This is a genomic window from Prescottella sp. D32 (assembly GCF_037287305.1).
In the GTDB taxonomy this organism is placed as follows: Bacteria; Actinomycetota; Actinomycetes; order Mycobacteriales; family Mycobacteriaceae; genus Prescottella; species Prescottella equi.
Map to the genome: position 1 here is coordinate 736257 of NZ_JARBSW010000001.1, position 23936 is coordinate 760192.

Annotated in this window: 21 protein-coding genes; 12 read left to right on the top strand and 9 right to left on the bottom strand. The window is 68.5% G+C overall.

What is annotated here, in order from left to right:
* The 7 genes from PSS76_RS03340 to PSS76_RS03370 all read left to right on the top strand — a co-directional run bounded on the left by PSS76_RS03340 (position 1) and on the right by PSS76_RS03370 (position 7141).
* Positions 1–1047: a DNA polymerase domain-containing protein gene (locus tag PSS76_RS03340; RefSeq protein WP_013417340.1), complete on the top strand. Its 1047-nt coding sequence runs from the start codon at positions 1–3 to the stop codon at positions 1045–1047.
* Positions 1048–1173: 126 nt separating this feature from the next.
* Positions 1174–2424 carry a serine hydrolase domain-containing protein gene (locus tag PSS76_RS03345; protein ID WP_390891784.1) on the top strand — a complete coding sequence of 417 codons (1251 nt, stop codon included), beginning with the start codon at positions 1174–1176 and terminating at the stop codon, positions 2422–2424.
* 13 nt (positions 2425–2437) lie between these two features.
* Positions 2438–2644, top strand: coding sequence for a dodecin (locus PSS76_RS03350; protein WP_005517337.1), 207 nt, complete (start codon positions 2438–2440; stop codon positions 2642–2644).
* A gap of 137 nt (positions 2645–2781) precedes the next feature.
* Positions 2782–4467 (top strand): FAD-dependent oxidoreductase, encoded by a 1686-nt coding sequence (locus tag PSS76_RS03355; protein WP_175281990.1) that lies wholly within the window; start codon positions 2782–2784, stop codon positions 4465–4467.
* Positions 4468–4592: 125 nt separating this feature from the next.
* A complete protein-coding gene (locus tag PSS76_RS03360; RefSeq protein ID WP_084968552.1) occupies positions 4593–5588 on the top strand; it encodes a L,D-transpeptidase in 996 nt (331 codons plus the stop codon).
* 71 nt (positions 5589–5659) lie between these two features.
* Positions 5660–5986, top strand: coding sequence for a YnfA family protein (locus tag PSS76_RS03365; protein ID WP_081187016.1), 327 nt, complete (start codon positions 5660–5662; stop codon positions 5984–5986).
* 120 nt (positions 5987–6106) lie between these two features.
* Positions 6107–7141 carry a type IV toxin-antitoxin system AbiEi family antitoxin domain-containing protein gene (locus tag PSS76_RS03370; protein WP_237171028.1) on the top strand — a complete coding sequence of 345 codons (1035 nt, stop codon included), beginning with the start codon at positions 6107–6109 and terminating at the stop codon, positions 7139–7141.
* Between the two features lie 36 nt (positions 7142–7177).
* Here PSS76_RS03370 and PSS76_RS03375 read toward each other — a convergent pair whose 3' ends face one another.
* The 8 genes from PSS76_RS03375 to PSS76_RS03410 all read right to left on the bottom strand — a co-directional run bounded on the left by PSS76_RS03375 (position 7178) and on the right by PSS76_RS03410 (position 18383).
* A complete protein-coding gene (locus PSS76_RS03375) occupies positions 7178–9136 on the bottom strand; it encodes a M13 family metallopeptidase (RefSeq protein WP_084968550.1) in 1959 nt (652 codons plus the stop codon).
* Between the two features lie 82 nt (positions 9137–9218).
* Positions 9219–10241, bottom strand: a complete 1023-nt coding sequence (locus tag PSS76_RS03380) for a peptidase associated/transthyretin-like domain-containing protein (protein WP_084968549.1) — start codon at positions 10239–10241, stop codon at positions 9219–9221.
* Positions 10242–10341: 100 nt separating this feature from the next.
* Positions 10342–11199: a dioxygenase family protein gene (locus tag PSS76_RS03385; protein ID WP_084968548.1), complete on the bottom strand. Its 858-nt coding sequence runs from the start codon at positions 11197–11199 to the stop codon at positions 10342–10344.
* A gap of 11 nt (positions 11200–11210) precedes the next feature.
* On the bottom strand, positions 11211–12134 hold the full coding sequence (locus tag PSS76_RS03390; RefSeq protein ID WP_013417334.1) for a PaaI family thioesterase: 924 nt from the start codon (positions 12132–12134) through the stop codon (positions 11211–11213).
* A 148-nt stretch (positions 12135–12282) separates the two neighbouring features.
* Complete coding sequence (locus tag PSS76_RS03395; protein ID WP_005517355.1) at positions 12283–13047, bottom strand: pirin family protein; 765 nt, start codon at positions 13045–13047, stop codon at positions 12283–12285.
* Between the two features lie 205 nt (positions 13048–13252).
* Complete coding sequence (locus tag PSS76_RS03400) at positions 13253–14218, bottom strand: pirin family protein (RefSeq protein ID WP_005517358.1); 966 nt, start codon at positions 14216–14218, stop codon at positions 13253–13255.
* Between the two features lie 94 nt (positions 14219–14312).
* Positions 14313–16874 carry a LuxR C-terminal-related transcriptional regulator gene (locus PSS76_RS03405; protein ID WP_084968547.1) on the bottom strand — a complete coding sequence of 854 codons (2562 nt, stop codon included), beginning with the start codon at positions 16872–16874 and terminating at the stop codon, positions 14313–14315.
* A gap of 159 nt (positions 16875–17033) precedes the next feature.
* A complete protein-coding gene (locus PSS76_RS03410) occupies positions 17034–18383 on the bottom strand; it encodes an MFS transporter (protein ID WP_044991433.1) in 1350 nt (449 codons plus the stop codon).
* A gap of 275 nt (positions 18384–18658) precedes the next feature.
* Between PSS76_RS03410 and PSS76_RS03415 the strand changes: the two genes are divergently transcribed.
* The 5 genes from PSS76_RS03415 (at position 18659) to PSS76_RS03435 (ending at position 22997) form a co-directional block, all read left to right on the top strand.
* Positions 18659–19222 carry an HD domain-containing protein gene (locus PSS76_RS03415; RefSeq protein ID WP_005517364.1) on the top strand — a complete coding sequence of 188 codons (564 nt, stop codon included), beginning with the start codon at positions 18659–18661 and terminating at the stop codon, positions 19220–19222.
* Positions 19219–19956, top strand: a complete 738-nt coding sequence (locus tag PSS76_RS03420) for a TetR/AcrR family transcriptional regulator (protein WP_041674454.1) — start codon at positions 19219–19221, stop codon at positions 19954–19956. The genes PSS76_RS03415 and PSS76_RS03420 overlap by 4 nt, the downstream gene beginning before the upstream one ends.
* A gap of 133 nt (positions 19957–20089) precedes the next feature.
* Positions 20090–20677, top strand: coding sequence for an HD domain-containing protein (locus PSS76_RS03425; protein ID WP_013417328.1), 588 nt, complete (start codon positions 20090–20092; stop codon positions 20675–20677).
* 240 nt (positions 20678–20917) lie between these two features.
* A complete protein-coding gene (locus PSS76_RS03430) occupies positions 20918–21661 on the top strand; it encodes a class II aldolase/adducin family protein (RefSeq protein ID WP_013417327.1) in 744 nt (247 codons plus the stop codon).
* Positions 21662–21746: 85 nt separating this feature from the next.
* Positions 21747–22997 (top strand): amidohydrolase family protein, encoded by a 1251-nt coding sequence (locus tag PSS76_RS03435; protein ID WP_064058641.1) that lies wholly within the window; start codon positions 21747–21749, stop codon positions 22995–22997.
* A gap of 10 nt (positions 22998–23007) precedes the next feature.
* Here PSS76_RS03435 and PSS76_RS03440 read toward each other — a convergent pair whose 3' ends face one another.
* Complete coding sequence (locus PSS76_RS03440; protein WP_005517371.1) at positions 23008–23826, bottom strand: FadR/GntR family transcriptional regulator; 819 nt, start codon at positions 23824–23826, stop codon at positions 23008–23010.
* Positions 23827–23936 lie beyond the last annotated feature (110 nt).

Below are 23936 nucleotides of genomic sequence, written 5' to 3' on the forward strand. Positions count from 1 at the left end.
ATGGCGGCTACCAAGCGTTCTCCGGCGGAGGAGCTCGACGTCGACGGCGTGGCCGTCCGGCTGTCGAACCCCGACAAGATCTACTACCCGCGGCTGGGCCCCGAGGGCGGCACCAAACGCCACCTCGTCGAGTACTACCTGAAGGTCGCGACCGGCGGCGAGCTGCTGCGGGCGCTGCACGACCGGCCCACCCACCTGCAGCGATACCCGGACGGGGTCGAGGGCGAGGAGATCTACCAGAAGCGGGTGCCGGCCAAGCGGCCCGAACACGTCGCGTCGTGCGAGGTGACGTTCCCGTCCAAACGCACCGCGGACGTGCTGCGCGTACGCGGTGCCGCCGACATCGTGTGGGCCGCGAACCTCGGCACCGTCACCTTCCACCCGTGGGCGGTGCGCTGCCCCGACGTCGAGCATCCGGACGAGTTGCGGATCGACTTCGATCCGCAGCCCGGCACCGACTTCGACGACGCCCGTCGTGTCGCGCTGGACGTCATGCAACCGCTGCTCGACGAACTCGGCCTGATCGGGTTCCCGAAGACGTCGGGCGGGCGCGGCCTGCACGTCTACATCCGGATCGAGCCGCGTTGGGACTTCGTCGAGGTCCGCCGCGCCGGGATCGCGCTGTGCCGGGAGATCGAGCGGCGCAGCGGCGACCGGGCGACCACCAACTGGTGGAAGGAGGAGCGCGGCAAGCGCATCTTCCTCGACTTCAATCAGAACGCCCGCGACAAGACGATCGCGTCGGCGTACTCCGCGCGCAACACCCCGATCGCGACGGTCTCGACCCCGGTGACGTGGGAAGAGCTCGCCTCCGTCGAGCCAGACGACTTCACCATCGCGACCGTTCCCGCGCTGCTCGCCGGTCGCGGCGACCCGATGGCGACGCTCGACGACGTCGCGCACTCGCTCGACGTCCTGCTCGAGATGGCCGAGCGGGACGCGGCGGCCGGCCTGGGCGATCTGCCGTACCCGCCGAACCATCCGAAGATGCCCGGCGAACCCAAACGGGTGCAGCCGAGTCGCGACCGGGACCGCAAGGAGGACTGAGTCGGTCGCTTGACCAGGTGGTTCTCCGTCCCGCTCTTCGCGTATGTCTGTTTCGCTCCGCCGGAAACCCTTCCACGCTTAGGCTGCGCCAATCACAATGGTGTGAGGAGCGGATCGGAGGTCGCGATGGCGATCCATGTGGAGCACGGCAACGCGCCGCGGACTGCGGCACCTGCCCCCGTTCGAGCCCCGCTCGGGGTGCCGGCCGCCGCCCAGGCGCGCACCGAGATGCTGGTGCACCCGCAATTCCTGCCGTTGGCCGACCGGTTCTTCTCGATGTACCGCCATCCGCACAACGGCGGCGGCGCGCTGGTCGCGTACGTCCACGGCGAGAAGGTGCTCGACGTCTGGGCCGGCTACGCCGATCGTGACCGCCGGTGGGACAGCGACACCGTGTCGCTGTCGTTCTCCACGGGCAAGGGCGTCGCGAGCACCGTCACGCACCGTCTGGCCGAGCGCGGCATCGTCGACTACGACACCCCCGTCGCCGCCTACTGGCCCGAATTCGGGGCCGCCGGCAAGGGCGAGATCACGATCCGGGACGTCCTGACCCATCGCGCGGGCCTGCACAAGGTCCGCGGACTGGTGCCCGGACGGACCGGGCTGCTCGACTACGAGACCGTCGTCGAGGCCCTCGCCGCCGCGGCGCCCGATCCGCGGCGGCGCCGCGGGCCCGGGTACCACGCGGTCACCTACGGCTGGCTGGTGGCCGAGACGCTGGCGCGGGCCACCGGCAGGCCGTTCACCGAACTGGTTCGCGAGGAGATCGCCGAACCGCTCGGGATGCCCGAGTTCTGGTACCAGGTGCCGCAGGCGCAGCGGGGACGTATCGCCAAGCTGTTTCCGCACATCAATCCCGGCGGCCTGGACTGGCGCATGACGTCGGCGGTCCTGTCGTTCGCGGGTCCGCTCCGTGGACTCGCGGAGGCGGCGATGCCCGACGGTTTCGACGAACTGGTCCGCAACCCCGCGGTGCACGACGCAGTGATGCCCGGATGGAACGGTGTGTTCAGCGCCCGCTCACTGGGCCGTATGTATGCCGCCATCGCGAACGGCGGCGTCCTCGACGGTGCCCGGTTCCTGCAGCCGGAGACTCTCGAGCAGATGGGCACCGTGCAGACCCGCGACCGCGACTACGTACTCGGCGTCAAGCTCGGTTGGCGACTCGGCTACCACCCGCCGCTGCTGGCCAGCCGGGTCCAGCCCACCCGCGGGCTGGGGCACTACGGGGTGGGCGGTTCGGGCGCCTACGCCGATCCGGAGACGGGTCTGGCGCTGGCGTTCGTCACCAACCGGCTGGGGAACGCGGTCACCGCGCTCGGTGACCTGCGGTTGGCCCGGCTCGGCGCCGAAGCGCAGTCGATCGTGCGTTCGTGAGGGAGGTTCTCGGATGAGTGATCATGTCTATCGGGTGATCGAGATCGTCGGCTCGTCGAGCAAGGGTGTCGACGACGCGATCGCCAACGCCGTCGGCCGGGCGAATGCGACCATGCGGAACCTGGAGTGGTTCGAGGTGGTCGAGACGCGCGGCCACATCGAGGACGGGGCCGTCGCCCACACCCAGGTGACACTCAAGGTCGGATTCCGGCTGGAATGATGGCGGGGCCGACCCGGAATGATGGCGGGGCCGGCCGATCACGTTCCGACGCAACGGAACCTCGACCGAAACTGAAACACGTTATAGTCTGAACGAGAATGTCGGTCTCGGTGGGTACGCACAGGTAGGGAAGAACTGTGGCTTATGTGATTACGCAGGCATGCTGCAACGATGCATCATGCGTGGACGTCTGTCCCGTCAACTGTATTCATCCGACGCCGGACGAGCCCGAGTTCGCCACGACCGAGATGCTCTACATCGACCCGCAGACGTGCATCGACTGCGGCGCGTGCGTCGACGAGTGCCCCGTCGACGCCATCTTCGGGGAGAACGAGCTCAGCGAGGCGCACTCGATGTACCCGGAGATCAACGCGGCGTACTTCGAGAAGCATCCGATCGGTCCGGACTGGCCGGAGCTGGCGTCGCCGCGGAAGCTCAGCGCCGAACTGGGGACGTTGCGCGTCGCGATCGTCGGGTCCGGCCCGTCGGCCTGCTACGCCGCCATCGAACTCACCTCGCGCCCGCGGGTCGAGGTCGACATGTTCGACCGCCTGCCCACGCCGTACGGACTCGTGCGGGCCGGCGTCGCCCCCGACCATCCGGGTACCAAGGGTGTCTCCGACGTGTTCCGGTCGGCCCTCGGCAAGCGTTCGGTGCAGTGCCACTTCAACGTCGAGGTGGGCCGGCACGTGAGCCACGAGGAGCTCCTCGAGCATCACCACGCCGTCATCTACGCGGTGGGGGCGGCGAGCGACCGTCGACTCGGGGTCCCCGGCGAGGACCTGCCCGGATCGCACGCGGCGACCGAGTTCGTCGCCTGGTACAACGGCCACCCCGACTACGCGGACCACGAGTTCGACCTCTCGGGTGAACGCGCCGTCATCGTCGGCAACGGCAACGTCGCGTTGGACGTCGCCCGCGTGCTCGTCACCGACCCCGACGAGCTCGCCAAGACCGACATGGCCGAGCATGCCGTAGAGGCGCTGCGCCACAGCAACATCCGCGAGGTCGTCATCGTCGGCCGTCGTGGACCCGCGCAGGCCGCGTACACCAATCCGGAACTGATCGCCCTCGGGCAGATGGCGGATGTCGACATCGTCGTCGATCCCGACGAGGTGATCCTGGACGCGGCCAGCCGCGCCTGGGTCGACGGGCCCGACTCCGAACCGTCCGAGAAGCTCAAGGTGCGTCAGGTCGAGGAGTTCGCCAAGCGGACCGCCACCGACGGGCGCAAGCGCATCGTGCTGTGCTTCCTCGCCTCGCCCGCGGAGCTGATCGGCGACGATCGCGTCGAGAGCATCCGCCTGGTGCGCAACGAGCTGGTCGCCGACGACGCGGGCAAGCTCACAGCCCGCGCGACCGACCGCACCGAGACGCTCGAGACCGGTCTGGTGCTGCGGTCGATCGGCTACAAGGGTCTGCCGATTCAGGACCTGCCGTTCGACGAGCGTCGCGGCGTGGTCCCCAACGAGAACGGTCGCGTCATCGATCCGGAGACCGGCAAGCCCGTCCCCGGCGTCTACGTCGCCGGCTGGATCAAGCGCGGCCCCACCGGTGTCATCGGCACCAACAAGCACTGCTCGGCGGCCACCGTCGACCTGCTGCTGTCCGATTTCTCCGACGGACTGCTGCCCCAGCCGGGTAGCGAGCGTGAGCACCTCGGCCGGCTCGTCGGCGAGCGTCAGCCGGAGGTCGTCGATTTCCAGGGCTGGCAGCGCATCGACAAGCAGGAACGCGCACTCGGCGCCGAGAGCGGCCGTTCCCGCACCAAGATCGTCGACATCGCCGCGATGCTCGAGATCGCGCGCGGCGAAGCCGGCTGAGGGCGGTCGCGGTTCGCGGCGGGTCGGTTGTGGGACGCGCGTCCGGTATGGCTGAATAAGACCTACCGGACGCCCGTCGTGGCGGCGCGACCGTGGCACGGTGTCGTCGAGCGAGGGGTGCGCACATGACCGGGCAGATCGCAGGACGCGGCGCGAGGCGTCGGAAGTGGTTCGCCCGTGCGGCGGCCGTGCTCGTCGGCGCCACCGCAGCGGGCGGCGCCCTCGTCGCCCCCGCGCAGGCGGCGCCGCTGTTCCCCGGTAGCGCGGAGATCCCGGGCGTCCAACTTCCTGCCTTCGAGTTGCCGCAGATCCCCACCCCGCCGCTGGTGCTTCCGCCGGGGTTCGAACTGCCCCGCGAGGTCCAGACGTTGCTGCCGGCCGGGCTGGTCGTCACGGCCCCGCCGCCGCTCGGGCCCGCGAACTTCTCGGCTCCGTCGCTGAACCCGGCGCCCGGCGAGGTGGTGGGCATCGCCCAGCCGGTCATCATTCGCTTCAACGAGGCGATCGCCGACCGCGCCGTCGCCGAGCGGGCGATCCGCGTGACCACGAACCCGCCCGTCGAGGGGCACTTCTACTGGGTAGGCGACAAGCAGGTCCGGTGGAAGCCGAATCAGTTCTGGCCCGCCAACATCCAGGTCACCGTCCAGGCCGGCGATTCGCATTCCACCTTCTCGATCGGCGACGCCCTCGTGACCGTCGCCGACGACAACACCAAGCAGATCACCGTCACCCGCAACGGCGAGGTCGTCAAGACGATGCCGACGTCGCTCGGCAAACCCGGCTACGAGACCCCGAACGGCACCTACATCGTCGGCGAGAAGTTCCGCGACATGTACATGGACTCGTCCACGTACGGCGTGCCGATCGACGCCCCCGAGGGCTACCGCACGTACGTCGAATACGCGACGCGAATCTCATACAGCGGCATCTTCGTCCACGCCGCGCCGTGGTCCGTGCAGCAGCAGGGCCACAGCAACGTCAGTCACGGCTGCCTCAACGTCAGCACCGAGGACGGCCGGTGGTTCTTCGAGAACGCCAAGAAGGGCGACCCGGTGATCGTGCAGAACACCGCCGGCGGAATCCTCAGCGGCGCCGACGGGCTGGGTGACTGGAACCGATAGGCGCTTCGCACCTGTGCGCCTTTTTGGTAGCTGGCGCTACCGGAAAGGCGCACGGCTGAGATATTGATGCCATGACGGTGACGCGCTCGATCCTGCTTTTCGTCCTGGCTGCGCTGTTCGAGATCGGTGGGGCCTGGCTGGTGTGGCAGGGCGTGCGTGAGCAGCGGGGCTGGCTGTGGGTCGGCGCCGGAATGATCGCCCTCGGCATCTACGGTCTGGTTGCGACCCTTCAACCCGACGCCAACTTCGGGCGCATTCTGGCTGCGTACGGCGGTGTGTTCGTGGCGGGTTCACTGCTGTGGGCCGTGATGATGGACGGCTTCCGCCCGGACCGCTACGACATCATCGGCGCACTCATCTGCCTGTGCGGCGTCGGCGTGATCATGTATGCGCGATAGGCGGCTGCGCCGCCCGTGCGCCCTTTTGGTAGCCGGGACTACCAAAAAGGCGCACAGGGGCTGTGGATAACTGCCCGGGCTCCACCGGAACTTGTCATGGCCGGAACGAACGATCGCGGCATGACCGAAATCGAGTCTCCCGACCTTCGACGACTTGTGGACGACCAGTGGGGAATGGTCACCCAGGGCCAGATCGCGCTGCTCGGCTATGGCCGCGGACGTGTCAGACACCTCCTCGACACCGGGCGGTGGCGTCGCGTCCTGCACGGCGTCTACGCCGTGACGAACGGCCCGCTGACTCGCGAGATGACGCTGGCGGCGGCGTTGCTGTACGGCGGCGACCACGCGATGCTCAGCCCTCGGACGGCTGCCGAGGAATGGGGAATGTTCCGGGTCGACGACGGCGCGCCGGTGCATGTGACGGTGCCGTACGGAAAGTCCTCGAGGCCGCAGACGGCAACCGCGATGCTGCCGGCACGGGCGTCCGGGCACCCCGTCATTCGGCCCGGGTCGCTCCTGCATCCGGGTGTCGTGGTGCACCGCTCTCGCGCGCACCGGCACATCGGAGTGGACACGGCGAATCCGCGGACGTCGAAGGCCGACACTGCTCTCGACGTCGCGGTGGCGGAGCCGTCCGCCCGCTTGGCCTACGTCTCACTCGTCACGACGGTCACCAACGCGCGAATACGACTGAACGACGTCCGGCAGCGCATGGTCGAGCGGCGACCGCGTCGATACCGACGCGCGCTCGAGGACGCGGTCGGACTCCTTGCGAACGGCGTGCAGTCGGTACTCGAGTATCACTATGCGGTGGACGTCGAACAGGCGCATGGCCTTCCGACGGCGCACCGTCAGGGTCCGGTGATCGTGGACGGGCGCACGCTCTTCGAAGACGTCGACTACTCCGAGCACGGCGTCCCTCTGATCGTGCGGCTCGACGGCCGGTGGGCTCATTCGATGCGTGAGGTCCAGTTTCGCGATCGTAGGCGCGACAACGCCGCCGAACTCGCCGACCGGCCGCGGCTGGTGTACGGGATGGACGAGGTCGGCGGCATGCCGTGTGTCGTGGCCCGGGAGGTCGAGGCCGTCCTCACCCGGGAGGGTTGGAGGCGTGCCGGCGCTTCGCGGTGTCGCGCCTGTGCGCCTTTTCGGTAGGAGTCGCTACCGAAAAGGCGCACGGGTGCGGAGCGCCTACCAGATCTTGACCCGCTTCTCGGGCTCCAGATACAGGGCGTCCCCCGGCTGGACGTCGAACGCGTCGTGGAAGCTGTCGAGATTGCGGATGACGCCGTTGCAGCGGAACTCCGGCGGCGAGTGCGGGTCGACTGCCAGTCGCCGCAGTGCCTCTTCCTTGCGCGCCTTCGTACGCCACACCTGCGCCCAGCCGAAGAACACGCGCTGCAGGCCGTCCAACTCGTCGAGGACCGGAGCCTCGGTGCCCTCGGTGGCGATCCGGTACGCCTCGAGCGCGATCGACAGGCCGCCCAGGTCGCCGATGTTCTCGCCGATCGTGAACTCGCCGTTGACGTGGTGGCCCGGCAGGTCCTTGGGCTCGAAGTCGTTGTACTGCTCGATGAGCGCCTTGGTCCGCTTACCGAACTCGGTGCGGTCGTCGTCGGTCCACCAGTCGACCATGTTGCCGTCGCCGTCGTACTTGGCGCCCTGGTCGTCGAAGCCGTGGCCGATCTCGTGGCCGATCACCGCGCCGATACCCCCGTAGTTGGCGGCGTCGTCGGCCTCCGGATCGAAGAACGGAGGCTGCAGAATAGCTGCGGGGAAGACGATCTCGTTCATGCCCGGGTTGTAGTAGGCGTTGACGGTCTGCGGGGTCATGAACCACTCGTCGCGGTCCACCGGACCGCCGAGCTTGGCGATGTCGCGGTCGTGTTCGGCAGCGAAGCCGCTGCGGTAGTTGCCCACCAGATCGGCGGGGTCGATCTCGACGGCCGAGTAGTCCCGCCACTTGTCCGGATAGCCGATCTTCGGGGTGAACTTCTCGAGCTTCGCGAGCGCGGCCTGCCGGGTAGCCGGGGACATCCACTCGAGGTCGGAGATGTTGCGGCGGTACGCTTCCTGCAGATTCGCGACGAGTTCCTGCATGCGCGCCTTGGATTCCGGCGGGAAGTGCCGCTCGACGTACAGCTTGCCCACGGCCTCCCCGAGCAGGTCCTGCACCAGCGAGACGCCACGCTTCCAGCGTTCGCGATTCTCCTGGGTGCCACTGAGAGTCGTGCCGAAGAACGCGAAGTCCTCCGCGACGATCGCCTCCGTGAGGAACGCGGCACGCGAGTGCAGGACGCGCCACGTGGCCCACGCCTTCCAGTCCTCGAGTGGGCGCGAGGTCCACAGTTCGGTGAACGACTCGACGAACCCGGGCTGGCGTACCACGATCTCGGCGAGCTGCTCCGGCGTCGCCTGCAGACCGGAAATCCAGGCATCCCAGTCGAACCCGCCGTACTGCGAGTGCAGGTCGTCGAGTGTCACCAGGTTGTAGCCGAGTTCCGCGTCACGACGCTTGACGACGTCCCAGTGACCGCCCGCGATCGCCGTCTCGAGGTCGAACACGCGCTGAGCGTCGTACTCGATTCCGGCCAGTTCGAACATCTTCCGGATGTGCTCGACGTACGCGTCGCGGATCGCGGCGTAGTTGTCCTCGCGGTAGTACGACTCGTCGGGCAATCCGATACCGGACTGCGTGAAGTGCACCAGGTAGCGGGACGAATCCTTGGCGTCGGTGTCGACGTACTGCCCGATGCCGCCGCCGACGCCGGTGCGCTGCAGGCGTCCCACGATGCCGGCGAGTTCGCTCAGGTCCGCGGCGTCCGCGACGGCCGCGAGTTCCTCGGCGATCGGAGACAGTCCGGCGGCCTCGACGGCGTCGGCGTCCATGAAGCTCGAGTACAGGTCGCCGATCTTCTGGGCGTCGGTACCGTGCGCCGCGCCGGACTCGGACGCCTCCTGGATGAGCGTCTTCACGTCCTCCTCGGCCTTGTCGTACAGGGTGCGGAACGCGCCGTCCACCGCACGGTCGGCCGGGATCTCGTACTCGTCCAGCCATTTGCCGTTGACGTGCACGAACAGGTCGTCCTGCGGGCGCGTGCCCGCGTCGATGTGGGTCAGGTCGATGCCGGAACGAGTCATGCACTCCATCTTTACACCGCGCCGCCGGTGTCGGCCGATCCTGAAAGGAATCCTCTCGCCGGGCGATGGAAATCCTTCGGGATCGATGGTGTCAAACGTCGATGCCGAGGTTGATGGCGGCGAGCATGCGGTCCGGTTGCCGGGACGTCGCCATGAGCCCGGCCGCGTCGTAGATGCCGTCGGTGTCGTTGCGGGTGTCGCGGCCGGTGTGGTCGGTGTACGGCGGGACGGTGGAGAACACGTCGTCGTTCAGCGCGTCGTCGAAGTACAGCTGCGTGGTGAGCACGGTCTTCTTGTCGATGTGCACCTTGAGGTGGATGTGTACGGTGCGGCCGGTGTACCAGCCGGGGAAGATCGTCGTGAACCGCGCGATGCCGTTCGCGTCGGTGGTCTGCGCGCCCCGCAGGTAGGTGCCGTCGTCGGTGGTCGTGGCCTCCTGGTCGCCGACGCTGTACGAGCCGTCCGACGTCTCGCCCGAGCCGCCCATGCCGCCGGGGCCACCGGGTCCGCCCATACCGCCCTGGGGCGGCTGGCCACCCGGCCCCCCGGGGCCGCCTTCGGGCATTCCTTCCGGCGGCGTACCACCGGGCGGCGGCCCGCCCATACCCCCGCCCATGCCCCCGCCCTGGTTCGCGGCGACGGAACCGGATTCGAAGCCGGAGTACACCCCGCCCGCGTCGCAGTGCCAGATTTCGACGACGGCGTTGGCGACCGCGCCCGCACTGCCGTCTGCGCTGCAGTTGGTCAGATCCTGGACACGCATCGCGAGGTTCAGCTCGAGCCCGGGACGGTCCTCGCGGATGTCGCTGCGGATCGAGTCGACGTCGAACCAGTACGGGCCCTGCGTCTCCTCGACGGCCATGACGCACCGCGGCGCCTGGTCGAGGAGTTCGAGAAGTTGCTCGTCGACGGTGCCGGTGGCGAGCGAACCGGAAGCCCCCGAAACCCCGGAAGCCCCCGAAGACCCGGACACGCTCGACGCCGTAGCGGCGGTCGTGGGGCTACCGCCGCCGCTGCACGCCGCGAGCAGCCCGGTCAGGCTGACGGTTCCGCCCAGCGCGAGCGCCCGGCGCCGGCTGATCCGCAGCCGGCTCAGTTCCACGTCCTTGTTCATTCGACATCCTTCCTCGCAACGAATGAGTCGAGAACCATCGTCGGCGGGCGGTCTGGCGTGAGGCTGGACGTCGGCTGTGAGCTTGCTGGGAACCGGAAGGTCAGATGTCGATGCCCAGATTGATCGCCGCCAGGATCCGGTCGGGTTCACGGGCGGTGTTCATCAGCCCGGTGGCGTGGAAGATGACGTCCGTGTAGTTGCGGGTGTCGCGTCCGGGGTGAGCGGTGTACGGCGCGACGCCGGCGAAGATGTCGTCGGTCAGCGCGTCGTCGAGGTACAGCTGCGTGGTCAGGACCGTTCTGCGGTCGATGTGCACCTTGAGGTGGATGTGCACGGTGCGGCCGGTGTACCAGCCGGGGAAGATCGTCGTGAACTGCGCGATGCCGTTGCCGTCGGTGACCTGCGCGCCCCGGAGGTACGTGCCGTCGTCGGTGGTGGGGATCTGGCCGTCGTCGAGGCTGTACGACCCGTCGGACATCGTGACGATCGACGACGCGTCACCGGCAGTCGGCGTGCCGCCGTTCGCCGCGACGGACGCGGCCTCGTAGCCCGAGTAGACGCCGCCCGCGTCGCAGTGCCAGATCTCGACGACGGCGTTCGCGACTGAGGGTGCGCCGCCGTCGGGGCCGCAGTTGCGCACGTCCTGCACGCGCAGTGCGAGGTTCAGCTCGAGTCCGGGACGGTCCTCGCGGATGTCGCGGCGGATCGAGTCGACGTCGAACCAGTACGGGCCCTGCGTCTCCTCGACCGCCATGACGCAGCGCGGGGCGTCGTCGAGCAGCGCGAGCAGCCGCGGTTCGATGTCGCTGGGGACCGCGGTGGTGGGGACGGCCGGGGCGGGATCGGTGCCCGGGCCGCCGCACGCCGCCAGGACGCCGCTGAGGGTCAGGGCGCCGCCCAGGGTCAGCGCGCGGCGCCGGCTGATCCGTAGCCGGCTCAGCTCCACGTCCCGGTGCATGCGGGTGTCCGTCAGAGCAGTTGCGCGCTCGCCGCGGCCCGGATCAGGACCTGCCCGGAGCTGTCGAGCAGACGCGACTCGATGAGCGCGAGGCGGCGTCCGGCGCGGACGACCTCGGCCTCCGCGCGGATCGCGGGGCCGTCGGTGGCGGGGGAACGGACGAAGTCGATCCGCAGATCAAGGATCCGGTACCGCTGATCGGCGGCGGTGAGCGTCTGCGCGACAAGGCCGTTCACGAGGTCGGCCGCGGTGATCAGGATGCCGCCCTGAATCGAGCCCAGGTAGTTGCTCATCCAGTCCTGCGGCGCGAACGTCGCTGTCAGCGAACCGCGTTCGACGTCGGTCAGGCGCAGGTCGAGCAGCCCGGCCAGCGGGCCGCGCGCGATCCGCTCCGACGCGATGCCGTCGACGACGTCGAGTCCGGCGCGGCCGGCCAGCTCGTCGGGGGCCGCGCACGGTTCGGCGGCGGGCACGGGGAGTCGCTGCCCGCTGAGCACCGCCGCGGCGTTCGCGCGGGGCCGCGTGACGAACACACCACGCGACTGCACGACCGCGACCGTGGTGCCGTCGCCGTCGTGCATCGCGCCGGCCGCGAGTCCGATGCCGCTCTCGAGGTCGAGGTCGACGACGTCGCCGGTCGCGACGACGGTGCCGTGCGTCGGCATCGGTGCGGCGAGCGTCGCGGAGATCTGCGACAGCACCATGCCCGCGTCCGCGGGGACCGAGTTGCCGAGCGAGCCGCCCGGGCACGCGTCGGCGAGCACGCCGACCGAGCCGAGGATCGTCTGTCCGCGGTGGTCGTGGAAACGGGCCCCGACCGGCTGCGCGAGCACGAGGTGTCCGGGCCGGACCTCCCGCGCCTCCACACCCATGAACAGGTTGAGGCGGTCGACCCGTTCGGGTGCGGTGCTCGGATCGGCGGCAGTCTGGGTCATTGCACTTGTGTACCACCCGCGCCGCGGGCGCCGAACCGCCGTCCCGGTTGCGCGCGCGTCCGAGCGGACGTGAGCAGCGTGCCGTCCGCCCCGATCGGCCGTGGACGGATCGGTGCGAGTCGGCGCCCGACCCGGCAACCGGCGATGCTCACCCGCCGAGACGTGCGTGCATCTCCCAGACGAGGATCTCGGCCCCGGTCTCGCTCGTGACCTGCTGCCCGCCGGACGCACTGAGCCGGACGGCGTCGCCCTCGTACAGCGTTCCGACGCCCTCCATCTCCGCGGTGCCCTGCGCGACGAACACGTGCACGAACGGCGCTTCGGGGATGCGGACCGCCTTACCCGGCTGCAGCCGGGCCGCGTGCAGCGACGCGTACTTGTTCTTGATCCGGATGGCCGCGTTGTCGCGGTGCTGCGGCATGCCCGACGCGACCGGCACCAGTCCACCGGCGAGGAGTTCGGCGTCGATCTCGAGCTGTTCGTAGCCTGGCGTGATGCCCGGCTCGTCGGGCACGACCCACATCTGGACGAAGTGGACGGGCTCCTCGTGCTCGTCGCCCTTCAGCCGCCACGAGTCGTTCTTCTCGGAGTGCAGGATGCCGGTGCCCGCGCTCATCCGCTGCGCGAGACCCGGATAGATGACACCCGAGTGGCCGATCGAGTCCTGATGCACCAGCGACCCCCGCAGCACCCAGGTGACGATCTCCATGTCCTTGTGAGGGTGGGTGTCGAAGCCCTGGCCCGGCTGGACGATGTCGTCGTTGTTCACGAGCAGCAGTCCGTGATGGGTGTTGTCGGGGTCGTAGTGCTGCCCGAACGAGAAGGAGTGCTTGGAGTCCAGCCACGGGATCCGGGTCTTGAGACGGTCGCCCGAACGGTGGACGTCGACGTGGGGGGTGGTGAGAGCTGGCATGCGGTCCTCCTCGCTGACAGACGCGGTCAGAGTTGCTCCACGGCGTTCGCGCTGTCGAGTCACCAGGGTACGAAGTGGGACCCGTCGGCGCCGAATCAGTGGTGTCGGTTCGGTCTCGGACTGTTCACGGACGAGTGTCGGGCCGGGAGTCGACCACAATCGGTCGGTCGTTCGACCGATGTGATCGACTGTCCGGCAAAGACATTCAGTTGAGGGTTTCGTGCGCTGCCGGGACGGACCCGAGTCGGCCGGCCTGGTAGTCCTCGAACGCCTGGATGACCTCGGCCTTGGTGTTCATGACGAACGGCCCTGCCATCGCGACGGGCTCGCGGATCGGCCGGCCACCGAGGACGAACACCTCGAGCGACTCGGTGCGCGAGTCCTGGACGTCGGCGGCCGCGATCGTGACGGTGTCACCGCGACCCAGCACGGCGGTCTGGCCCGACGAGATCGGTCGCTTCTCGGCGCCGACGAAGCCGTCCCCGGCCAGCACGTAGACCAGCGCGTTGAAGTCGGGGTTCCACGGCAGCGTCACGCTGGCTCCCGGTGCGACGGTCGTGTGCGACAGCGCGATGGGGGTGTACGTGGATCCGGGACCCTGGTGTCCCGCGATCTCACCGGCGATGACGCGGACCAGGGCCCCGCCGTCGGCGCTCGAGGCGAGGGCGACCTTGCTGCCGGTGATGTCCTGGTAGCGGGGCGCCGCCATCTTGTTGCTCTTGGGCAGGTTGACCCACAGCTGGACGCCGTGGAACAGGCCGCCGCTCATCACGAGGTGCTCGGGCGGAGCCTCGATGTGGAGGATGCCGCCACCGGCCGTCATCCACTGGGTGTCGCCGCCGCCGATGATGCCGCCGCCGCCGTTGGAGTCCTGGTGCTCCATGATCCCGTCGATCATGTAGGTGACGGTCTCGAAGCCGCGGTGCGGATGCCACGGGGTGCCCTTCGGTTCGCCGGGGGCGTAGTTCACCTCACCCATCTGATCCATGTGGATGAACGGGTCGAGCTGTGCGAGGTCGATGCCGGCGAAGGCGCGGCGGACGGGGAAACCCTCGCCCTCGTAGCCGACGGGCGCGGTGACGATGCCCCGGACGGGGCGGTCCACGGCGGTCGGATCCACGGCTTCGATGCGCGGCAGCGCGAGGATGTTGTCGACGGTCACGGCGGGCATGGGGTTCTCCTCCGGGCGGTTAGTTGAGGATTCAACTAGTTCACCGTAGCTCAACAACCTCGAACCCGATCTATTCCCGCCCTCTCCGGGCGCGTCAGCAGTCGGTGTCGTGCCGGCTCGCGAGCAGGCCCAACCGCGTCGCCGTGGTCAGGGCGTCGGCCCGGGAATGGACGCCCAGCTTGCGGTACAGGCTGCGAAGCTGCGTCTTGACGGTGTTCTGGGAGACGTACAACTGTGCGGCGATCTCCGCGACCGACGGCGTCGACGCCAGTGCCTCGAGGACCGCGGACTCGCGATCGCTGATGCCGACCATGCGGATCCGCTCGGGAAAGACCTCCCGGCCGGCCGGGGGTGCCGCCGCCGACCACGCCTCGGGCAACGGCACACCCAGGCCGGCGAGACGTTCGACGGCGTTCTCGGACAGCGACGCGAACGGCCGGACCATCCCGGTCTGCTCGAACAGGGAGACCGCGCGCTGCAGCAGCGTCACCGCCGGTTCCGTGTTCCCCATGTCGAGGTGCGCGACGGACTGCAGAAGCGCGGACTCCATCCGGATGCGGGGCTGCGGACAGCCCGCGACGACCGGCCGGGCGCAACCGGCGAGCGTGGACGCGGGGTAGCCGCTCGACAGGTCCATCCGGGCCCGGGAGACAGCCGTCCACGGGCCGCGACCGCGGGCCTGTTCGAGCGCGGTCCACATGTCGTTGCCACGGCCGAGCGCGGAGAACAGGTCCGCCTCGGTCGAGGCCAGAAGCGGCGCCGCGACCGATCCCGACGTGAACCATCTGTCGTAGATCGCGGTCGCGCGGTGCAAGCGATCGAGCCCCTGTTCCGCGTTGCCGGTCACGAGGGCCAGCTGGCAGTGCGCGTACAGCGCGAACGCCCACAGTTCCTCGTCGTCGGGCAGGTCGCCGAGCTCGGCGAGGGCCTTCGCGGTGAGCGTGACATCCATCCGATCCAGCGCGACCAGCGCCGACGCGACCAGGCCGCTCACGCGGACCACCGCCGACATCCCCGACCCGGTGTCGTCGTAGCGCCGTTCACGCTCGAGCCACGTGTCGGCGTACGTCAGTTCCCCGGTCAGGGCGTAGCCGAGAGCGAGATTGCCCGCCGCGTTCCGGGCGATGAAGTCGGTCCCGTCGGGGCGGTTGCCGTGGTGCGCGCGACGCAACTCGCTCGACGCCCGTGTCAGATCGCCCCGCAGTTGGTGCGTGATGCCCCACTGCAGGCGCAGCAGCGGCAGGAACTCGGTGACCTCGCCGTGCTGGACCTCGATCGCCCGGTCCGCCAGCGCGGACAGTTGCGCCGTCATCTCGGCGGCGCGTTCGAAATCACCCGCCACGCGCAGGATGAGCGACTGCACGGTTCCCACGGCGAGCGTCTCGGTGACGACGGACGTATCGGCCTCCGCGACGTCGATGTCGTACGACGGGACCATCGGCGCCGCGAACCCCGCCGAATCGGCGCCGAATCGTAGGAAGAGCTCCCGCCCGGCCTTGATCGTGAGGTCGTCGGCGGCCACCTCGGCGGGAAGGGCCAGCAGCGACTCGCGGACCAGCCGGAAGTGGCGCGAGACGAGTTCGACCCAGTTGGACTTGAGGATCGACACCGTCAGTTCCCAGTCGTGGCCCTCGACGGCGTGCGCCAGCGCGGGGTCGAGTTCGCCGCGCCCCAGGAACCAGCGGGCCAGGTCGCCCGACGCGCGCAGCGGCCCCTGCGGCGCCTCCAATCGCAGATCGCGCATGAGGGATTCGCGGATCGGCTGCGGGAAACGCCACTCGTCGTCGCGCGGCCACGTCGACCGAACCAGTAGGCCGGCGGCCTCGAGGGCGCGTACCCGCTGCGGCGCGTCGCCGTCGGCGGCGAGGACGGCGGCCACTTCGTCGGTGACGATCCGCGCCGCGGAGATCGTGAGCATGAACTGACGCAGGTCGGCCAGATCGGGGTCGCCGAGGATCGTGCGCTCGACGTACCGGTCGATGGAGCGCTCGAGTGCGCGGCGGGCGAGTGCTCGGCTCTCCTCGTAGTCGGTCCCGAACGGACGGGCCACCGAGACGGCGGCCTGGACGAGGGGCGGAAAGCCGCCTGTCACGGTCTGCACGGTTTCCAGAAGGTGTGGCGCGAGGTCGATTCCGCGGGCCTGCAGGACGGCCTGCGATTCGGCGGGAGTGAACAGCAGATCCGTGGGGGAGATCGTGAGCCCGTCCACGTCGAGCATCGTGGCATCGTCGAAGATGGCCGTGGACCGGGTGGTGACGACGAGGTGCAGGCGCTCGTCGCTCTCGAGGAGCGTGAGGGCGCGGGCCTGAGCGTCCGGGTCGCCGAGTCGGTCGAGATCGTCGAGCACGACGACGATCGGAGAATCGTCCGGGCTCTGTGCTGCCGCCCCGATTTCGCGGGACACCCTGTCCCAGTAACCATTCGGCGTGATGTCGGCTGGGGGCGTGTCCTGCTCGATCACCGTTTCGCCGAAGTCGGACCGGCTGCGCGCCCACGTTCGCAGGAGTGCTGTCTTCCCCGCTGCACGCGGGCCGCGGACGACGGTCAACGCCGTCGGTTTCGACAGCAGCTCGAACAGGCGTGGACGGTTCAGCAGGAAGCGCTCTGCCCGCGGTGATCTCCCACCGGTCTCGATCGCCGATCGGTCAGCTGCCACAGCAACACACTCCCCATGTCCACCGACCCCCGTCGGTGCGATTGGTTCGCCCCCGCTGCGAAACCTTGCTCGTGCACCCGGTCACGAATCGTGACCAGGTGCACGGACAGCACATATTGTCACAGCAGCGCGGTGCGCGGAGGGGAATGCGCACCGGGGTCAGGCGACCGTCGACTCCGCCGTCGCGGGGTTCGGAACGTGGGTGGAGGTGAGCGCCGTCCCCTTGGTCTCCCGGGTGAAGTAGGCGGCGACCGCCACGCACAGGGCCAGCGCCACGACGTACCACGTGAAGAGGTCCGCCGAATCCCGCGAGGTCAGCCACGTGTTCAGGTAGGGCGCGGTGCCGCCGAACACCGCTGCCGCGAGCGAGACCGCGATGCCGGTGCCCGTGGCGCGCGACTTGGTGGCGAACAGTTCGGCGAACCACGCGACCTGCGTGCTCGCCGCGAACGACTGCAGGACCAGTGCCAGCGACATCGCCGTCACGAGGCTGATCGCGGAGTCGTCGAGCAGCCCGGAGAGTGGGAAGGCCAGCAGCGCGACGCCGATACCCCACACCATGTTGTTGACCCGACGTCCGACCCGGTCCGCGAGCATCGCTGCCAGTGGCAGCGCGGCGATGAACACGAGGTTCGCCACCACACCGGACCACATCGCGAGGCGGTCGTCGACGCCGTGGAAGCTGATCGCGTACGCCGGCGCGTTCACCGACCAGGTGTACGAGAACACCGAGGTGCCGCCGACGAGGATGACGACCCGCAGGATCGATCCGCGCTGCGCCCACACGTCGCGCAGCGCCGTCTTGACCGGGGACTCGGGCACGGGGGCGGCTTCGGCCGCGTCCTCGAACGTCTCGGACTCGGCGAGGCCGCGGCGCAGGTAGAGCGCGAAGAACCCGAGGAGCCCGCCGATCAGGAACGGGATGCGCCAGCCCCAGTCGGACATGGTGGACGCGTCGACGCCGGTGCGCATGACGGCACCGAGGAGGGTGGCGAGCACGGTGCCGCCCACCGTCGACATGATGACGGTGCTACCCCACAGGGCGCGGTTGTCCGGGCGGGCCACCTCGGCGATGTAGGTGTAGGAACCGCCCTGTTCGCCGCCGTGTGCGAGGCCCTGGATGCAGCGCACCACCAGTAGCCACAGCGACGCGAAGGCGCCGACCTGGCCGTACGTGGGGGCGACGGCGATGAGGACGCTGGACGCTGCGACGAGCGACATCGTCAGCACCATGACGAACTTGCGGCCGCGGCGGTCGGCGACGAGTCCGAAGAACAGACCGCCCAGCGGTCGCATCACGAAGCCGACGGCGAAGACGGCCATCGTGGACAGGAGGTTCGACACCTCGTTGTCGGAGTGGAAGAACTGGTTCGAGAAGTAGACCGCGAAGATCGCGAAGACGGTCCAGTCGAACCATTCGAGCGCGTTGCCCATGTTGACCGCGAGGATCATCCGGGCTCTGCCTCGAACGGTGGTACCCGTACGCGGTGTCGAGGTGGAAGAGGTCATGACGTTCTCCTTCGGAGACTGCCCGTGAGGGTGGGGAGCTTGGTCTCGAAACGGTGGAGATGGCGGGCACTGTTCGGCCACAGCGGATTCCGTTCGAAGCGATCCGGAATTGCGAAGTCATGTTGAGGCAGGACGCGCCGATTGTCAATCATCCGATTGGGACCCCATCAACTGATTGATCGGGTAATGTTCCGCTGCGTAGTGTTACCCAGGCCACATGGCGTCAGGACGGGAGACGAGACGTGCACCAGCCGCGAACTGTCGGATTCACCAGGATGGACGACGCCACCGTCGCCGAGATGGAGCTGATCCGGGACGAGGCCGCCGTGCATCGACGCGATCACTGGCTCGGAACCGTTGTGCGGCTGTTGGAGTCGATGAAGGGCTATACGTTCGGCTATCGCGTCGACCGATACGAGCACTCCCTGCAGTCGGCGACGCGGGCCCATCGGGAGGGCGCGCGGGTGGACCTGGTCGTCGCGGCACTGCTCCACGACATCGGCGACGACCTGTGCCCGGACAACCACAGCGAGGTCGCCGCGGCCATCCTGCGCCCGGTCCTCGACGACGAGGCGGTGTGGGTCGTCCGGCACCACGGGGTGTTCCAGACCTATCACTACGGCGAGAAGCTGGGCGTACCCGCGAACAGCCGCGACCGGTACCGGGATTCGCCGTACTTCGACACCTGCGCCCACTTCTGCGCCGCGTGGGACCAGGAGTCCTTCGATCCCGAATACGATTCGGAGCCGCTCGAATTCTTCATGCCGATGCTCGAGGAGGTCTTCTCCCGGCCGCCCAAGGTGTGGGGCGACCAGGACCTGGCCGGGCAGGCGCGATGAGCCGCCCGCGCGCGACCCCCAGTAGGCGCCCGGAGATCGTGGCGTGTGCTGCCCGGATGTTCTCGTCGCGCGGTGTCGCCGCGACCACGGTGCGCGACATCGCCGACGAGGTGGGGCTGCACTCGGGCAGTCTGTACCACTACTTCGGGTCCAAGGACGAGTTGGTCTCGGAGATCCTGATCGCCTTCCTCGACGACTTGACCTGCAGTTATGCGAGCGAGATCCGTTGGTCGGTGGCCGCCCCCGAACAGCTGCGCGATCTGATCCACGTCTCGCTGCGGGTTGCTGTGCGCCATCCGCATGCGTCGGAGATCTACGACAAGGAATTCGGCGTTCTGCCGACGCTGCCGGGCTATCGGCACATCGATGCACGCGTGCTCGAGGCTCAGGAAGTGTGGTCGCGGATCCTCGCGAACGGGATCGCCGAGAACAGCTTTCGGCGGGATTTCGAGTCGGCGCAGCTGCAGCGCCTGCTCCGGGAGATCGTGTGGACCGCGACGCGATGGCACCGGGACTCGCTCGACGCCGACCACGTCATGCTGTCGACGACCCTGGTGGACCTGTTCGTGGACGGCATCACGGCCCGGGCGCCCGGGGCGCCGGCTCCGGCAGCGGCGGCGGTGCGCGCCGATCCGTTCCGGGAGCGCGGGGCGGGTGACGAAATCGGGCAGCTGCGGCGTGAAGTGCAGGCCCTGCGCGGTGTGGTCGAGGAACTGCGCCTGTCATCGGCCTGAACGGTGGAACTGGATGTAGGCCGACGGCGAGAGATTTCGTCCAGTGGGAATCTCGTACGCGTACTCGCCCTTTCTATGTAAAGATACGAGAATCAGCGGTCGATGACCGCGACGAGCGGAAGGAAGTCACGTCATGGCGATCGACGCGTCGGGTGGCCGGCAGGTGAGCTTCACGCGGATGGACGAATCGACACCGGAGGACATCGCTCTCATCGTCGCCGAGTCGAAGGTCTTCCTGAATGATCGCTTGCCGGACACGATGATCGAGATGCTCGAGGCGTTGCGTGGTCCCACGCTCGGCTATCAGGTGGATCGCTACGAGCATTCGTTGCAGACCGCGACCCGTGCGCTACGAGAGGGTGCGCGAACGGATCTCGTGGTCGCGGCCCTGATGCACGACATCGGCGACGCCATCGCGCCGGCGAATCACTCCGAGCTCGCCGCCGCCATCGTGGCGCCCTACCTCGATGCGGAGGCTACCTGGGTCGTCAAGCACCACGGCGTGTTCCAGGGCTATCACTACTGGGATCGGCTGGGGCTGGACCCGAACACGCGTGAACGCTACCGGGACAGCCCGTACTTCGACACGTGCGCGCACTTCTGTGCCGAATGGGATCAGGTGTCGTTCGACCCCGACTACGACACGCTGCCGATCGACACCTTCGTCCCCCTGCTACGCGAGGTGTTCACCCGACCCGCCTCAGGCTTCGGCTCCGACTAGGAGGTCGAATTTCCGCGAAACATTCTGGGCTGCAAGCGCTCACCCTCACCGAGGGTGGGCGCTTCGTCGTCTCCGGGGGATGGAGTTCTGTTCTCGAACCGGAATGAGATGGGGCTTACATTGCTAACTTTTGTAAGTTAGAGTCTCGGTAGTTCCCGAAGCGACTTACTCTCGATGCAAGGAGGTGCCGTGACCGCACTCGGCGAGTCGACGAATTCTGCAGGGCAGGAGAAGAACTCGATGGACGGCTGGCAGCCGAGCGCCACGCCGCCGATCGGGGTGGAACTCACGGACGAACAGAAGCTCGCATGCGCCTTCCGCATCCTGGCGCACGACGGCTTCAGCGAGAACATGGCCGGCCACATCACGTGGGCGGACCGCGACGACGACAGCCTCCTCATCAACCCGTGGGGACTGTGGTGGGAGGAGGTCTCCGCCTCGGACGTCTGCCGTGTCGATGCGAACGGTGCTGTGGTCGAAGGGAAGTGGGACGTCACGCCCGCGTACCACATCCACACCGAGCTGCACCGTCGCCGGCCGGATGCCCGCGTAGTCATCCACAACCATCCGTACTACGTGACGCTGCTGGCCGCCGTCGGCGTGCTGCCGATGATCGCGCACCAGACGGGCAGTCTGTACGACGACGACCTGTCGCTGGTCAGCGAGTACACCGGCGAGGTCGACGACGCGGCGCTGGGCCGCGACCTCGCCGACAAGATCGGCGACCGCAACAATGTGATCCTCGCCAGCCACGGCATCATCACGACCGCGGACACGATCGAGCTCGCGGTGTACCGCGCGGCGTCGATCGACCGCTTCTGCCGTCTCGCCTACGACATCCTGCTGCTCGGCAAGGATCCGCTGCCGATCGAGAAGCGCATCCGTGTCGCGATGCAGAAGGCGCTCGTCGAGCGCGCGGCGGGCGTCTACTGGGCCGGTGCGGTCCGCAAGCTGATCCGCACCCACCCCGACGTTCTCGACTGACGGACCCAAGATCCCGACTCATCAGCGGTTGCGTATGTAGCGCAGCCGAATTCATCGACCCCCAAGCATTCGAGGAGTGTGCACGATGGCCAGTCTCGACGACCTGATGCAGAACACCGATTTCACCACCAACGTCAAGGGCAAGGTCACGTTCCTGCCCGAGCCCGACAAGGCGCATCGACCCTTCCCGTTCATCTCGGTCGACGACCACATCGTCGAACCGAAGGACACCTTCGAGGGTCGCCTGCCGGCCAAGTTCGCCGACCGGGCACCCAAGGTCATCCACCGCGACGGTGCAGACATCTGGGTGTACGACGGCAAGGAGATCCCGAACGTCGGCTTCAACGCCGTCGTCGGACGTCCGGTCGACGAGTGGGGATTCGACCCGCAGCGGTTCGAGGACATGCGCCGCGGATCGTGGGACATCCATCACCGCGTCAAGGACATGAACCTCTCGGGGGTGTATGCGTCCCTGAACTTTCCGTCGTTCCTTCCGGGTTTCGCCGGCCAGCGCCTGCAGTTGAGCACGGGTGATCGGGAACTCGCGCTCGCGGCCACCCGGGCCTACAACGACTGGCACCTCGAGGAGTGGGCGGGGCCGTACCCGGACCGCATCATCCCGTGCCAGATCCCGTACTTCCTCGACCCGGAGATCGGCGCGCAGGAGATCTACCGCAACGCCGAACGCGGTTTCAAGGCCGTCACGTTCTCCGAGGGCCCGCACGCGCTGGGCCTGCCGTCGGTGCACTCGGGCCACTGGGATCCGATCATGCGGGCGTGTGAGGAGACCGAGACCGTCATCAACCTGCACATCGGCTCGTCGAGCACGTCACCGAGCACGTCCGAGGACGCGCCGCCGGACGTCGCCGGCACGTTGTTCTTCGGCTATGCGATGTTCGCGACCGTCGACTGGCTGTTCTCGAAGATCCCGGTCCGCTTCCCGAACATCAAGATCGTGATGTCCGAGGGCGGGATCGGCTGGGTTCCGGCGCTTCTCGACCGACTCGACCACATGACGACATACTCGTCGATGTACGGCACGTGGGACGGCATCGACATCTCGCCCGCCGACGTACTCAAGCGGAACTTCTGGTTCTGCGCCGTCGAGGATCCGTCGACGATGGTGCTGCGCGACCGCATCGGCGTCGACCACATCCTCCTCGAGGAGGACTACCCGCACAGTGACAGCCTGTGGCCGCGCACGATGGACGTCGTCAACGAGTCCATGAAAGGTCTCTCCGCCGACGAGCTGCGCAAGGTGACCTGGGAGAACGCCTCCAAGCTGTACCGACATCCGGTGCCGCAGAGCGTGATCGACGATCCGAACAGCTTCTGACCGGATCCCGTCAGCCGAAGAAGAGGCGGTCGCGGGCCACGGCCGGATCGAGCGGTACCAGCGGGCGGTCCGGGTCGTGCGGGTAGGACCCGACGTCGCGCAGGTGGCGGGCGGCGATCACCCGCGCCGACGCGGCGTCGCCGTCCTCGATGCACTGCAGGATCTGGCCGTGGACGGCGAGTGCCTGTGCTCGCTCGGTCCGGGGAATGGTCTCGGGATCGGCCCGCAGGTTGGCCCAGTCGGTGACGTGGCTCGACCACAGCGACTCGAGGGCGCCGGCGAGCACGATCAGCGACCGATTGCCGCAGAGCTGTACGACGGCCTCGTGGAACCGTCGAGACAGCGTCGTGGCGGCGACGAGATCGTCGACGTTGGCGAGCGACTCCTCGTGCAGGGTGCGCAGGATCGGCACCACCTCGGTGGCGCGGTCCTCGCGTTCGGCGCACAGCGCGGCGCACATGGGTTCGATCTCGTGCAGGGCGCGGCCGACGTCGTCGATATCGGTGCCGGACATCGCGAGGACCATCGAGAGGCTGTAGGCGACGTTGCCGGGGGTGGGGCGGTGGACCACGGCCCCGCCCCGGTTGCCACGGCGGACCCTCACCAGCCCCTCCGCCTCGAGGATCCGCAGCGCCTCACGCAGCGATTGGACGTTGACCGGGTACTGCTCGCGCAGCTCGGCCTCCTTGGGCAGGACGTCGCCCTCGGCGAGATCGCCGCGCAGGATGCGCTCGCGGATCTGGTCGGCGACCATCTCGGCCAGCCTGCGCCAGCGGAGGTTGCTCGGATCGACTGCGCGGGGCTTGCTGTCCGGTCCCTGCTGGGGCACCGCGTCACTTCCTTCCGGTTGCCGACGGTTCCTCCCCGGAACCGTCGCCTGAGTTCTGAATGTTAGCGAAGTCAGCACCCGCAGGGACGTCGTCGTCCCCGGACAAGGAG